This is a genomic window from Pseudomonas sp. 3-2 (assembly GCF_019710535.1).
GTDB lineage: Bacteria > Pseudomonadota > Gammaproteobacteria > Pseudomonadales > Pseudomonadaceae > Aquipseudomonas > Aquipseudomonas pharyngis.
Genome location: NZ_CP081200.1, coordinates 531,208 through 543,987, shown reverse-complemented (window position 1 = coordinate 543,987; position 12,780 = coordinate 531,208). Strand labels below are relative to the sequence as shown.

General features: G+C 60.7%; 10 protein-coding genes and 1 pseudogene. 3 read left to right on the top strand and 8 right to left on the bottom strand.

Going from position 1 to position 12,780, the window contains the following annotated elements:
• The first annotated feature begins 11 nt into the window (after positions 1-11).
• The gene (locus K3819_RS02395; protein ID WP_085611087.1) at positions 12-977 is read left to right on the top strand and encodes a metal ABC transporter ATPase; all 966 of its coding nucleotides are present in this window, start codon (positions 12-14) and stop codon (positions 975-977) included.
• A gap of 4 nt (positions 978-981) precedes the next feature.
• Here K3819_RS02395 and K3819_RS02390 read toward each other — a convergent pair whose 3' ends face one another.
• The 5 genes from K3819_RS02390 to msbA all read right to left on the bottom strand — a co-directional run bounded on the left by K3819_RS02390 (position 982) and on the right by msbA (position 7,011).
• Positions 982-1,782 (bottom strand): hypothetical protein, encoded by an 801-nt coding sequence (locus K3819_RS02390; RefSeq protein WP_221398562.1) that lies wholly within the window; start codon positions 1,780-1,782, stop codon positions 982-984.
• 13 nt (positions 1,783-1,795) lie between these two features.
• Positions 1,796-2,467 carry a hypothetical protein gene (locus K3819_RS02385; RefSeq protein WP_256575317.1) on the bottom strand — a complete coding sequence of 224 codons (672 nt, stop codon included), beginning with the start codon at positions 2,465-2,467 and terminating at the stop codon, positions 1,796-1,798.
• A 15-nt stretch (positions 2,468-2,482) separates the two neighbouring features.
• Positions 2,483-3,457, bottom strand: coding sequence for a glycosyltransferase (locus K3819_RS02380; RefSeq protein WP_085611090.1), 975 nt, complete (start codon positions 3,455-3,457; stop codon positions 2,483-2,485).
• Between the two features lie 129 nt (positions 3,458-3,586).
• Entirely contained in the window at positions 3,587-5,008 is a 1,422-nt protein-coding gene (gene hldE, locus K3819_RS02375; protein WP_064593041.1) for a bifunctional D-glycero-beta-D-manno-heptose-7-phosphate kinase/D-glycero-beta-D-manno-heptose 1-phosphate adenylyltransferase HldE, read from the bottom strand.
• A gap of 200 nt (positions 5,009-5,208) precedes the next feature.
• Positions 5,209-7,011: a lipid A export permease/ATP-binding protein MsbA gene (msbA, locus tag K3819_RS02370; RefSeq protein ID WP_064593039.1), complete on the bottom strand. Its 1,803-nt coding sequence runs from the start codon at positions 7,009-7,011 to the stop codon at positions 5,209-5,211.
• Between the two features lie 154 nt (positions 7,012-7,165).
• Here msbA and K3819_RS02365 point away from each other — a divergent pair, with 154 nt between their 5' ends.
• Entirely contained in the window at positions 7,166-9,028 is a 1,863-nt protein-coding gene (locus tag K3819_RS02365) for a bifunctional O-antigen ligase/aminoglycoside phosphotransferase family protein (protein ID WP_085611091.1), read from the top strand.
• Positions 9,029-9,086: 58 nt separating this feature from the next.
• Positions 9,087-9,215: pseudogene (locus tag K3819_RS29350) on the top strand (acyltransferase); the annotation flags it as partial.
• Positions 9,216-9,264: 49 nt separating this feature from the next.
• Here the strand turns inward: K3819_RS29350 and K3819_RS02360 are convergent.
• The 3 genes from K3819_RS02360 to K3819_RS02350 are packed head-to-tail and all read right to left on the bottom strand — an operon-like array spanning position 9,265 to position 12,778.
• Complete coding sequence (locus tag K3819_RS02360; protein ID WP_085611240.1) at positions 9,265-10,149, bottom strand: glycosyltransferase; 885 nt, start codon at positions 10,147-10,149, stop codon at positions 9,265-9,267.
• 32 nt (positions 10,150-10,181) lie between these two features.
• A complete protein-coding gene (locus K3819_RS02355; RefSeq protein WP_085611093.1) occupies positions 10,182-11,336 on the bottom strand; it encodes a glycosyltransferase family 4 protein in 1,155 nt (384 codons plus the stop codon).
• Positions 11,333-12,778, bottom strand: coding sequence for a PIG-L family deacetylase (locus K3819_RS02350; protein ID WP_221398561.1), 1,446 nt, complete (start codon positions 12,776-12,778; stop codon positions 11,333-11,335). The genes K3819_RS02355 and K3819_RS02350 overlap by 4 nt, the downstream gene beginning before the upstream one ends.
• Positions 12,779-12,780 lie beyond the last annotated feature (2 nt).

Sequence of the window (12,780 nt, the reverse complement as noted above, 5' to 3'; positions counted from 1 at the left end):
CAGGAGCCGACATGCCGCGTACGCTCATCAGAAAGAACCCGAGCAACTTCAAGACGCTGCCGCTGTTCGTCGAAGCCACGCCGGAAGGCCTGACCTACCAGAGCGTGGGCATGCCGTTGAATTTCACCCAGACCCTGCAGCGGCGCAAGCCGGTCAGCGTGGCCGATGCCGAGCGCTTTGCGCTGGAGCTGGCCAACCTCGGCGTCTCGGTGCGCCTGACCCTGCACTGGCAGAATCGTGATTACTGGGTGCTGGTACGCCAGCGCCGGCAGGATCGCGGCGACGTGGTGCTCAAACTGATTTCCGGCTACGTGCCAGCCCATGAGCTGAATATCCCGCTGCACACGGCGATTCAGGAAATCGCCGAGGAGTGCCTGCTGGAAACCCCGGAAGGCTGGCTCGGCGGGCGTTTCAACGACACCTGGCTGCCGGCGCCGTACGCATCGGCGCTGCATTATCGCGAGGCCCTGCCCTTTCGCCTGACGCCGTTGTCCGGCTCGGCGCGGCCGGTGCGCTGCGCCAATCTGCAATTGCTCGAACGGCCACGGGCCTACGTGCACTTGCCGACCGCGTCACTGCAGTTGATCTACGACCTGCGGCTGGACGTGCCCAAGGAGGCAAAATCCCTGAGCCTGTTCCACGTCGACGAGCGTCTGGAGGGAGATCAACTGGTGGCTCGGCTGGACCGCAAGCGCCCCGATCTCTACCTGATGCCGCTCAAGGACGGCGCGCCCTTGGCCGAGCTGTATACCCTCAAGCGCGACAAGCTCCTGCCGGCCAGCACCCGCGGACTATATCTGGCCGAAAGCTTTGCGACCCAGACGGGCTGGGTCGTGCGTGAAGAGCGGATTCGCTGGAAAGATTGGGTCGTGCAACAGGGCCTGCAACCGGCGAAGCCTCCTCGCGCGGGACTCAAGCAATTGAGTCTGAAGGCGCTGCGTCTGGTTGGTATTGGCAAGAAACGCGCGAGCAAATAGCCGATTAGCGCCGACGATCGATCCAGGTGCGCAAGGTCGCGAAGAAATGGAAATAACGGTTTTCACGCTTGCCCATGCCGCGTTTGGGCGAAAACGACTCTTCGGCAAAAGCGCCGGTGATTCGCACCCGAGAGGCTTGGGTCGGTAGCGTGCAGACTTTGGCACCGGTCTGCTGTAGCGCGTACTTGAGCAAGCGCTCGGAGTGCAGCTTTCTTCCCGTCGCTTTGCAGAATTGGAAAATGCGCTCGATCCGCTTGCCATAGGCGACATAGGTATCGCGCCCGCAAATGGCAAAGCGGTCGTTCAACCCGCCCCACCACTGCCAGTCCGGAATGTAGGCAGAGTGCCTCCGAGCCTCTGGATGATTGAAGACATAGGCGGGCAGCGGGTTGTGGAAGAAAATGTCCGGGCGCACGAACACGACGAAATCCGGTTTGAAGGTTTCGATCATGCTGGTCACGGTGTGCAGTGAATTGAGCTGATAGATCAGGTTGCGCAGCGACGCATAGTCATCGGCCCAGGTATCGCCCTGCGCTTTGACCTGCTCGAAATCCCAACGCTCCAGCACCCCGTCAGTCGAAGTCAGGGCCCCGATCATCGATTCGAACGGCTGATAGTTGTCAGCCGCCAACTCGCCTTTTTCGCCTGAGCGCAAGTTCTGTACTTCATCGATTTTGTACAAATGATAGAAGCACTGTACGTCGCTGCCCGCCGGAAACTGCGCCAGAACGTTCTGTTCAATGGAAGGGAAGCAAATCTGCGAATTTCTCGGGATCCCGAAAAAAGCGACGGCAATTTTCAACACTCAACAGCACCTTTTATTTTTGGCGAAAGAGCTTTTGCCACCAGCGACGGGGTTGCAAAGGCACCACAATGACGTCCGACTGCTGCAGCCAGTCGCGCTCGTAATCCCAGGCATGCCCACCCCACAGTTTCCCCGATTCGTTGGAAAACCCCAGGGTCATGAGCTGATAGGAATAACCGGCGTGACCGCGCAACCAGTCTAATACCACCAGCGTATTGAAACCGGTCGAAGGCCCAACGTAGCGCTTGCCGCCCGGACGGTCGACCGGATAGTTCCACAGGGGCGGCAGCGGGATGCGATCCCAATACATGGTCACCCGTGGCAACGGACACATCGGTGCGGCGCAGCCGACCAGCATGGTGAAACAACGTTCGCCCGCATGCTCGAACAACCGTTGCACGTCCGGGCCGTAAGGCAGACCAAAAAAATAGGCGTCCGGCGCGTTATAGCCATGCACGAAGACGTTCAAGCTTTGCTCGTTGAGCAGCGGCGCCTTGATGCAGGTGTTGAAACTGACGACGACGTCATTGGCGCTGATATTCAGTGCCTGAAAATCCGCCGCCGTGATGGCCGGGTTATTCGCGATCAGGACGACCCGGTGCGCGCGGCTCAGGCATTCGCGCAATGGCTCGGGCAACGCGCCCAGCACCGACTGGTTACCGCCGGGGAGCGCATCCAGCGCCATGTGTTCATCCTTCATTCAGACCGGCACCTTCATGCCGAAACGCAGTTTCACCCAGAACCGCGTGAATGCTGACGGCGGCTGCCATGGGCGCATCTCGCGCTGTATTTCAGTGGCGAGGGCCTGGCCGACACGGGCGAAGGAATAGCGACTTTCTGCAAAGGCCTGACCATTGCTGGCGATACGCTGCGACAGCTCCGGATCGCCCTGCAACAGTTTGATCTTTTCCACCGCCTCGTCTTCGCTGCGATAGAACACGGTGTTGTGCATGTCTTCGAAACCGAGCAACTTGTCTTCTTCGCCCTGACTCCAGGCCAGCAGCACACAACCGCAGGCCATGGCCTCGTAGTTCTTGATCATGAACTCGTTCATGCCGATGTCGGCGCTGACGAAAATCTTGATGCGATTGAGCGTTTCCAGGTATTCGGTGCCGGAGCGGGTGCGGGTCACCAGCATACCGGTACGCTGCGCCAGCGATTCGAGCAGAGCCTTGCGCTGGGCGTACTCGGTGCTCTTCAGGCTGCCGAGAAAACCGATGGGAATGTCGCGCTCGGACCCGGTGTTGCGCAGCATCTGCTCGTCATAACCCTTGGAGACGAACACCGTGTCGATGCCTTCAGCAAGCATCTTGCGTGCGACCACCGCCCCGGATACCAGCGCCCGGCAACTCGGCAGGCGCCTGTAGAGACGCGAATAAACGCCACGATATTTACTGGCGGGCATGTAGTTCTGGTAGGCGTCGTGTTCGAGAAAGACCAGCCCGGGAATGCACTTGAGCACCCGCAACTGCGGGACCAGGCGCTTGACTCTGGAGAAGATCACGACACGATCAAAGGTCTGGTAATCAACCGAGGCCAAAAAAGGCCCCAGGTTCATCTGTTGCTGTTTGCTGAGTCGATAGATGACGCATTCATCACAGTTCTGCTGCACGATGTCGTAGAGCCGGTCGAGAATGACCCGCTGTTCGTTCATCACCAGGAGCATGACTTTCATAGGTTAAATGACCACACGACGTAAGCAGGCAAGCGCAGCGGATTCAAACCTGCCAACATCAACGGAAACGGTTAGATCCCCAAGGCAAAATCCGTTCACACGCAGTAGAAAACGATAAAGATCCATCTATCAACGACTGCGGATTTTTTCGACAATCGCGGTCGTCGAACTGTTTTCCACCAGTCCCAGCACTTTCACGGTGCCGCCATAAGCCGTCACGATGTCGGCGCCGACCACCTGGTCAATCCCATAATCCCCGCCCTTGACCAGCACGTCCGGCTTGACCTCGCGCAGCAGGTTTTCTGGCGTGCCTTCAGGGAAACTGATGACCCAGTCCACCGCCCCAAGCCCCGCCAGCACAGCCATGCGCCGGTCGACGCTGTTGATCGGACGGCCAGGCCCCTTGAGACGGCTGACCGAAGCATCGTCGTTGACCGCGACAATCAAACGATCCCCTTGAGCCCGCGCCTGCTCCAGGTAGGTCACATGACCGGCATGCAGGATGTCGAAGCAGCCATTGGTGAAAACGATTTTTTCGTTGTGTGCACGGGCATCGGCCACCGCGAGCAGCAACTGCTCCAGGCCCAACACACCGCGCTCGGAACCTTCTTCACGCTGAATGGCGCGACGCAGTTCCGGGGCGCTGATCGCCGCCGTACCCAACTTGCCGACCACGATGCCCGCCGCCAGGTTGGCCAGCGCTACCGCGTGCGGCAGTTCTTCGCCAGCGGCAATCGCGGCCGCCAGGGTGGAAATCACCGTGTCGCCGGCACCGGTCACGTCGAACACTTCACGGGCCCGCGCAGGCAAATGCAGCGCCGGATGATCCGGACGCAACAGGGTCATGCCGTGTTCGCCACGGGTGACCAGCAGCGCGCCGAGATCCAGGTCATGCATCAGCGTCGCGCCCTTGGCCACCAGCTCGTGCTCATCGGCGCAACCGCCGACGATGGCTTCGAATTCGCTGAGGTTCGGGGTGATCAGGCTGGCGCCACGGTAGATCGAGAAATCCTTGCCCTTCGGGTCGGCCAGCACCGGAATGCCTTTGGCACGCGCAGCCTGGATCAGCGCCTGATGGTTTTTCAGGGCACCTTTGCCGTAGTCGGACAGCACCAGCACCTTGATGCCTTCGAGCAGGTCGTCGACCTGCGCGCCAAGGGCCAGGGCGTCGGTGGCGAACGGTTCTTCGAAGTCGATACGCAGCAATTGCTGGTGCCGGCTCATGACCCGCAGCTTGACGATGGTCGGCTGGTGCGCGATGCGCTGGAACAAGGCTCGCACGCCCGCACCCTTGAGGCTGTTGCTCAGGCTGTCGGCGGCTTCGTCGTCACCGGTCACACCGACCAGCGACGCCGGCGCACCCAGCGCGGCAATGTTCAAGGCAACGTTGGCGGCACCGCCCGGGCGGTCTTCGATTTGCTCGACTTTAACGACAGGAACCGGCGCCTCAGGGGAAATCCGTGAGGTACCACCATGCCAGTAACGGTCGAGCATGACATCGCCGACCACCAAGACAGGGGCTTGATCGAATCGCGGCATGGACAACTTCATGGAGCAACCCACATACAAAATGAACAGGGGCGCGATATTAACACAGGGTTGGCGAAGGCTTGTGCGGCGGCTGCAACAGGATTAAACCACTGGCCTTTTTGTGCATTTTTCAAGCAAGGAGGCTCTCAACCGACGACAGACCGGTGCAGCGAGAAAAAACGCCGGATGCATATTGCGCGCCCGGCGTTATCGAGGCCGGATCAGGCGATGTCTTCGGCCGGAGCGTCGAGACCCATGGCGTTGAGACGCGCGTAGTAGCCGTTCTGTGCCAGCAGGTTGTCGTGGGTGCCGCGCTCGACGATCCGGCCCTGGTCCATGACCAGAATCAGGTCGGCCTTCTCGATGGTCGACAGGCGATGAGCGATCACCAGCGTGGTGCGGCCCTTCATCACTTGATCCAGCGCCGCCTGAATGTGTCGCTCGGACTCGGTGTCGAGGGCCGAGGTGGCCTCGTCGAGAATCAGCAACGGCGCGTTCTTGAGCAAGGCACGGGCAATCGCCAGACGCTGGCGCTGGCCGCCGGAAAGCAGCACGCCGTTTTCGCCGACCTGAGTATCCAGGCCTTCAGGCAGCTGAGAAATGAAGTCCATCGCGTAGGCATCACGCGCGGCTTTCTCGATGTCTTCGCGCGGCGCCCCGGCCAGATCGCCATAGGCGATGTTGTTGGCTACGGTGTCGCTGAACAGCGTGACATGCTGGGTGACCTGGGCAATATGGCGGCGCAGGTTCAGCAGCTTGTACTGTTCGACTTCCACGCCGTCGATCAGGATTTCGCCCTTGTCGTGGTGATAGAAGCGCGGAATCAGGTTGGCCAGGGTCGACTTGCCGCTGCCCGAACGCCCCACCAGCGCCACCATTTGCCCCGGCTCGACCGAGAAACTGATGTCATCGAGCACCTGCCGCTCGGTGCCCGGGTAGGTGAAGCTCAGGTTGCGTACATCGAGGCGACCGCTGACCGAGTCGCGCTCCACAGTGCCGGTATCGACTTCCGGCTCGACGTCCAGTTGCTCGAAAATGCTTTCGGCCCCGGCCACGCCTTTCTGGATGGTCGAACTGACTTCGGACAACTGACGGATCGGTTTGGGCAGCAGGCCCGCAAGCGTGATGTAGGCGACCATGTCACCGGCCGATGCATCGCCGCGAAGGTACAGCACGAGGAACATCAGGATCGCCATGGCGCTGTAGATCACCAGTTGCAGCAGCGGCGTGTAGATGGCCCCGGTGCGGGTCATGCGCAGCTGCTTGTCGGTATTGCCCTGGCTGGCATCAAGGAAGCGCTTTTCCTCGTAGGCTTCGCCGCCAAAGCTGCGTACCACGCGATAGCCCTGGATGGTTTCCGACGCCACGTGCGTCACGTCGCCCATGGCCAGCTGGATTTTCTTGCTCTGCTTGCGGAATTTCTTGCTGGCGGTGCGCACCATCACGGCGATCAGCGGCAGGATCGCAACCATCACCAGCGTCAGCTTCCAGTTCATGAACAGCAGGGAGGCGAACAGGAAGATCACCGTCATGCCTTCACGGATTACGACCTTGATCGCATCTGTTGCCGCCCCCGTGACCATCGTCACGTTGAAGGTGATACGCGAAATCAGATGACCGGAGTTATGCTTGTCGAAATACCGGTTCGGCAGCACCAGCAAGTTGTTGAACAACTGCACCCGCAGATCGTGCACCAGGCCCAGCGAAACCTTGGCCAGGAAATAGTTGCCCAGATAGGATCCCAGCCCCTGCCACGCGGCGATCAGGATGATCAGCAGCGGTACGGCCTGCAACAGTTGCAGATCCCGCAGGTAAGGCACGGTGGGGAACAGCACCGCCTCGGGATTGGACAGACCGTCGACAAAGTACTTGAGGATGTAGCCGAGCATCGGCTGGGTCGAGGCGAAAATCAGAAAACCGACGATGCTGATCAGGAACAGACTGATGTACGGCCGGACGTAGCCGAGCAGGCGGAAGTAGATTTTCAAGCTCGAAGGGCTTGCGGCGGGACTGGAGTCGGTCATATCACGCGAAAGTCGATAAAAAGGACGCTGACTTTAGCACAGCTTCTTCAGGGTTCTGGCAATCGGCCAAAGGCTGTTATTGTTAGGCGTCTTTTTCTGCGTCAAATAGCCATCATCGAAATGGCCGATCAACTTCAGGATTGAATCTCTCAGCATGCAACTTCGCGGCTTCAGCAGTACGTCCAATCGAATTTTCGACTTCATCAGCCTGTGGATACTTCCCGTCGGCTACTTCCTGCTCTTGTGCGCGCTGTTTTTCCTGCCGGGTCGCAGTGTTCATCACAAGCTGTTTTACGGCTTGTTCAGCATTCCGACGCTGATTGCACTGTGCCTGCGCCCGCGGGAACTCAAGGAAATGCTGCGTGAGCCGGTGTTCATTGCGTTGCTGCTGTTTGCCGCCTGGGCACTGCTGAGCCTTTGCTGGGGGCCGCAGGGCGAGCCGATAGGCGGCATGTTCAAACCTCCGCTGCATACCCTGATGCTGTTCGCCGGGTGTTTCCTGCTGGTTCGTTACCGCAGCGACATTCTTTCGCCATTGCTGTTCGGCGCCGCGCTGGTGGCCCTGGTCGCAACGATCAGTTTCCTGATTCCATTCGTGCTCCACTCTGAACCCGGCGAGCGCCTGATCGGTGGTGGCGCGTTCGACAACCCTTTGCTCAGCTCCCATCTGTTCGGATTTTTCTGCGCCTATTGGCTCAGTCTGAGCATGACCTGCAAGAATCGCCGGCTGTACTGGCTCAGCATTCCCGCGATGCTGATCATGTTCATGGCCGTGATCGGAACCGGCTCGCGCACCCCGCTGGTGGCGCTGACCATGGCGGCATTGTGGCTGAGCCTGATTTGCTGGAACCGTCGCTCGCTGGTGCTGCTGGGGACATTGGCGGTCGGCGGCGCAACCATGTCGGTGCTGTTCTCGAAGATGATCATCGAACGCGGTGACTCCTACCGTTTCGAAATCTGGCAGCAAGCCCTGGAAAAAATCGCCGAACACCCATGGATCGGCCACGGCTACAACGCCACACTGGCGATTGACCCGGGTGTCGGTTACAACTTCCAGGAACCCCACAGCTTTGCGCTGGGCGTGCTTTATTACGTCGGCATCCTCGGCATGCTGCCGTGGCTGTTTTTTCAGGCCTGGGGCTTGCTGAGCAGTTGGCGCCAGCGCGTGCAGCCGCTGCTGATCATCGCCTCGACCTGGCTGGTGTTCGGCATCGGTGCCGGGCTGACCGAGGGTGGCGGGATCATTTCGCGCCCCAAGGAGCACTGGTTCCTGCTGTGGATTCCTTTGGCGCTGATTGCAGCCCTGAGCATCAATCAACGGGCCCGACGCCTTTTGACAATGCCGGTACAGAAGCTTTCGGCATCCGCTCTGCAACAGCTCGGCAACGGCGCCCAGGTCATCGAGGAAGACGGACTCGGGCCGAAGGTCCTGCGCCTGGCCGATGGCAGCTTTCTCAAGCTGTTTCGCCGCCGCCGCTGGTACACCTCGGGCAGTTTCAATCCGTATTCCGAGCGGTTTGCCGTCAACAGCGAGCAATTGCGCCGAATGGGCATTCCCACGCCCCAGGTGCTGAACCTGTATCGCCTCGACGACGGCAGCAGCGCCGTGCATTACACGCCGCTGCCGGGCCACACCCTGCGCCAGGTCTTGCAGGGAATCACCGCGCCAGCCGTGCGACAGGCGCTGGTGGAACGTTTCGGCAAATTCATGGCCGGCCTGCATGAGCAAGGCGTGTATTTCCGCTCACTGCACCTGGGCAATGTGCTGGTGCTGGAGGATGGCGAGTTCGGGCTGATCGATCTGGCCGACCTGCGGATCTACCCTTCGCCCCTCAGCCTGTCACTGCGTCAGCGTAATCTGCGCCACATGCAACGCTACACCGTCGACAAGCGCTGGCTGTTCGAGGATCACCTCGAGGCGCTGCTCCAGGGGTACGCCGTAACAGCGTCGAAATCCGCCGTAGAGAATCTGCACAGGCAAGTGCTGGCCGGCAACGCGCCGGCTCGGGTTCATTGATGATTCAGACCAGTCCGTTCATTACGCTGGCCGCCTCTGCCGGCCATCGTCACCGCCGCTGTTTCTGCTGTCGCTGTTTTTCGTGATCGTGGCTTCTGACAACACTTTGTTCGGTGCCTTGAAACCACGCAGCATCCGCTGGCTGAGGGAAATCAGCTACAGCACCTATCTGCTCCATGGCTGCGTGCAAGCAACTGGCGGAAAAAGTCGCTCGCCGAGTGCGAGCGACAACGACCTCAGTCTTTTTCCAGCGGCAAAAACAGTAACCGGCCCAGCCCGCGCCAGGTCTTCTTGTTCCAGGCCTTGAAAGGAATCTGCGCCAGCAGCTCCCGCGCCAGTTTGCGGTCGCGGTTGGCGGTCTTCAGAAACATCGAATTGAGCGACTTGTAGCGCACTTCGTCGTACAGCGGATGATCGCTGAACCGCGCGTAGGTGCGCAGGATGTTTTCGATCATGAAACGGTGGTTCTTGTAGGAGTTGGTGGCGTGCTTGCGATAGCGCGCCATCACCACGTTCAACCCATCGATGAAGTACCCGGCGCGGGTCACTTTCAGTTCGATGTACAGATCCTCCAGACGAATCGTCGGATCGAACCCGCCCACCTTGTCCAGTGCTTCGCGGCGGATCATCAGGGTCGGCGCCGGCGGGTACGGCTTGCGCTCCAGAAACATGTCATCGAAATCCAGGCGCCGGAACGGCACGTCCCGGCGCTGACGCTTCTCCGGATAGAGATTGCCGTCGGCATCCATCAACTCGATGTTGCCGGCGCAGATGCCCACTTCCGGCTTGCCGTCCATGTAGGCGACCTGTGTCGCGATCCGGTCCGGGTACATGATGTCGTCGGAACCGAACGGCACGATCAGGCTGCCCTTGGCCCGCGCGATCGCGCCATTGAGCGTATTGGTCAGGCCCTGGTTCTGCTGCACACGAAAATCGAAGCCGTGCTTTTCCTGCAAGGCCTTGATGCGCTCGACGCTGTCGTCCCTCGAACCGTCGTCGATCACCAGCAGCTCGATGTTCCGGTAGCTCTGGTTGATGACGCTGAGGATGCTTTCCTCGATGTACGGCCCATGGTTATAGGACGCGATGATAACGGTGACGAGGGGTTGCGCATCGCTCATCGCTGCTGACTCGCTCATGGCTCTTTCTTCGCTCATGGCTGTTCCTTGCGGGCCTGCTCCAGGCCGGAGTCGATCAGGTTCAGGTATTCCTGGCGGAAGACCTCGATGTCGTGCTGTTCCTGCAAGTAGCGGTAAGCCTGCTCGCCCTTGGCCTTGAGCTCGACATCCGACAGCGCGAGGTAGGTGTCCAGTGCCGCCACCAGGCTCGGCACGTCCTTGGGCGTGATCGACAGGCCACCGGCACCTTCGATCAGCGGCAGCATGGCCGGCACGTTCGAGGCGATCACCGGCAGGTGCCCGCTCATGCCTTCCAGCAAGGCCAGACCGAGGCCTTCGGCCAGCGACGGCATGGTCCAGATATCGAACGCGCGCACGTATTGCAGGGCGTTTTCCTTGAAGCCCAGCAGATGCGCCCGGCCAGTCAGGCCCAACTGTTCGATCTCGGCCGCCAGCGGCGCCTGCAGGCGTCCGGCACCGATGATTGCCAGTTGGGTATTCGGGTATTTGTCTTTGAGTTGGGCGAAAGCCTGCAACAGGTAAGTGTGGCCCTTGACCGACACCAGCCGCCCCAGTGCCCCGATCAGGCGCACCGCCGGGTCGATCCCCAGCATTTCGCGCGCGCGTTCGCGGCTGTGCTGCAAACCCTCGGCCTGCTCGATGTCGATGGCGTTGGTGATCGCGTACGTGTTCTGGTCAGTGAAACCGCAATCGCAGTCCAGCAGGTACTGTTTGACCGCCGGCGACACGCCGACGAAACGCCAGTGCCGATCAATCAGGCGCTGAGTCTGGCGACGACGGTAGAAGCGGTCGTACTCGCCGAAGCCGTGGGAAATACCGATGCACAACGGCACCTTCAACCAGCGGTTGAGCGTCAGCATCATGTTCACCGGTTTGAAGCGGTTGCAGATCACCACGTCGAATTTTTCCAGGCGGCAGAACTTGTACAGCTGCCACATCGCCCGCAGGCGCATGCCCTTGAGGGACTTGTCGGAAAACTCGAAATACACCGAACGGTCGGCACGGCTGACCGCCTCGCCCGCTCCGGGTTTGCCGCGCAGGAAGGCGGCGGTCACTTCGTAACGGTCGGTCGGCAGCGCCTTGACGATCTGTTCGGCGAGGTCGGCGAAATCATGGGATTTGACGTTGTAATCGGGCTGCAGCTGCAGCACCTTTGCGCGTTGACTCATACCTCTCCCCGGTGCGATGCCGTCGCCCCTGTTTCGCTCTGCTTCAGTACCCAGAACAACTCCTGGCGTCTGATTGCTTTGCGGAAAAATTCGTTCTCGCCATAAACCGACGGACGCCGACCGGCCAGCAGTCGCTGAAACAACCGGCGCAGGCGACGCTTGAACGGGGCCGGTGGCTGCAGGTCATGCATCATGCCCAGCGCCATGGCCTTGTCCCGCTGCAGTTCGAGCGACAGCGGCAGGCACAGCGGCTGCATCGCGAGGGTCGCATCGAACGTCGGCGGCAGGGCAATGCCCTGCCCGCTGTCGCCCATCGGCCATCGGTCGTTGTCGTGCAAGTGGTTGGCGTAACCGAGCAGCGTCGGCTGCCATTCGAGGCCGCGCAAGGTTTCCAGCACCGCCTCTTGGGCGCAGATGTGATCGGGATGCGGATCCAGCGTCGGGTGCGGCAACACGATCACATCCGGGCGCGCGCGGGACAGCACGTCACGCAGGTCGGCCAGCAGATTGTTCCAGGTCGGTGCGCCGTCGGCATCGCCGGGCAAGGCAAACGGATTCAACTGACGGAACATTCGCGTGTCGCTCAGATCCGCTTCCCGCGAACCAATGGGCTGATTCGGCGCAGCCTGCATCGCCGCCAGTTGCAGGCAGAAATACCCGAGCTGCACGCAATGTTCCTGCGGCACACCGGCCCAGCGCGGTACGGCCAGGCTGTCCCAGGCACGCAAGCGGCCCTTGAGCCGCGCCGCCTCGACCTTGTTCAGGCCCATCTGTTGATAGTGTTCGGCTTCGATCTCGCCAGCGGTCAGGGTCACGATCCAGGCTTCTTTGGCCTGGCTGTAGAGACCGTAGGCGGCCAGCTCGGCATCGTCGGCGTGCGGGGCGATCACCATCACCCGCTGCTGGCGGTAGTCCGGTTGCTCCAGCGCCCACAGCAGCGGCTCGCCGAACACCCGGCAAAAGCGCCCGCGCAGACGCAACTGGCCTTGCGACAGCGCCTGCGCCTGTCCACTGAGGTTCAGATAACGCAGACCGTTGACGCCGCGCTCGAACGTCTGCACGTCGGGATGGGGGCCACCGGCCAACTCGACCCGAGGATCAAAGAAGCGTCCCAGGAAGCTGCTTTTAACCTTCACGGCGAGGATCAGCGTGGCGTCGTCCACCAGCATCACGCCCTCGTCAAGGCGCAATTGCTCACCGCTCAAATGCACTTTTGGCTGCGGGGTGAACGGCGGAAAACTGTATTGGTAATCGTCTTTCGGCGAATAGAACAGGTGATCGGCGAACCACGCCTCATGGGCAATCCAGCCAATGACCGCCAGCACCAGCGGCAGCCACCAGGCCACCAGCAAGCCAAGGGCGATCAACACGATCAGTGCGATCAGCAGGCCGATTCGTTTATTGCGCCGGTGACGCTTGAGCAGTTGCTGTTTGCGGCTCATGG

Excerpts from the sequence above, each read along its gene's own strand:
- K3819_RS02385 (WP_256575317.1), bottom strand. The coding sequence starts at position 2,467 with ATGGCGCTGGATGCGCTCCCCGGCGGTAACCAGTCGGTGCTGGGCGCG.
- K3819_RS02360 (WP_085611240.1), bottom strand. The coding sequence starts at position 10,149 with ATGAGCGATGCGCAACCCCTCGTCACCGTTATCATCGCGTCCTATAAC.
- hldE (WP_064593041.1), bottom strand. The coding sequence starts at position 5,008 with ATGAAGTTGTCCATGCCGCGATTCGATCAAGCCCCTGTCTTGGTGGTC.
- K3819_RS02380 (WP_085611090.1), bottom strand. The coding sequence starts at position 3,457 with ATGAAAGTCATGCTCCTGGTGATGAACGAACAGCGGGTCATTCTCGAC.
- K3819_RS02365 (WP_085611091.1), top strand. The coding sequence starts at position 7,166 with ATGCAACTTCGCGGCTTCAGCAGTACGTCCAATCGAATTTTCGACTTC.
- K3819_RS02355 (WP_085611093.1), bottom strand. The coding sequence starts at position 11,336 with ATGAGTCAACGCGCAAAGGTGCTGCAGCTGCAGCCCGATTACAACGTC.
- K3819_RS02395 (WP_085611087.1), top strand. The coding sequence starts at position 12 with ATGCCGCGTACGCTCATCAGAAAGAACCCGAGCAACTTCAAGACGCTG.
- K3819_RS02350 (WP_221398561.1), bottom strand. The coding sequence starts at position 12,778 with ATGAGCCGCAAACAGCAACTGCTCAAGCGTCACCGGCGCAATAAACGA.
- msbA (WP_064593039.1), bottom strand. The coding sequence starts at position 7,011 with ATGACCGACTCCAGTCCCGCCGCAAGCCCTTCGAGCTTGAAAATCTAC.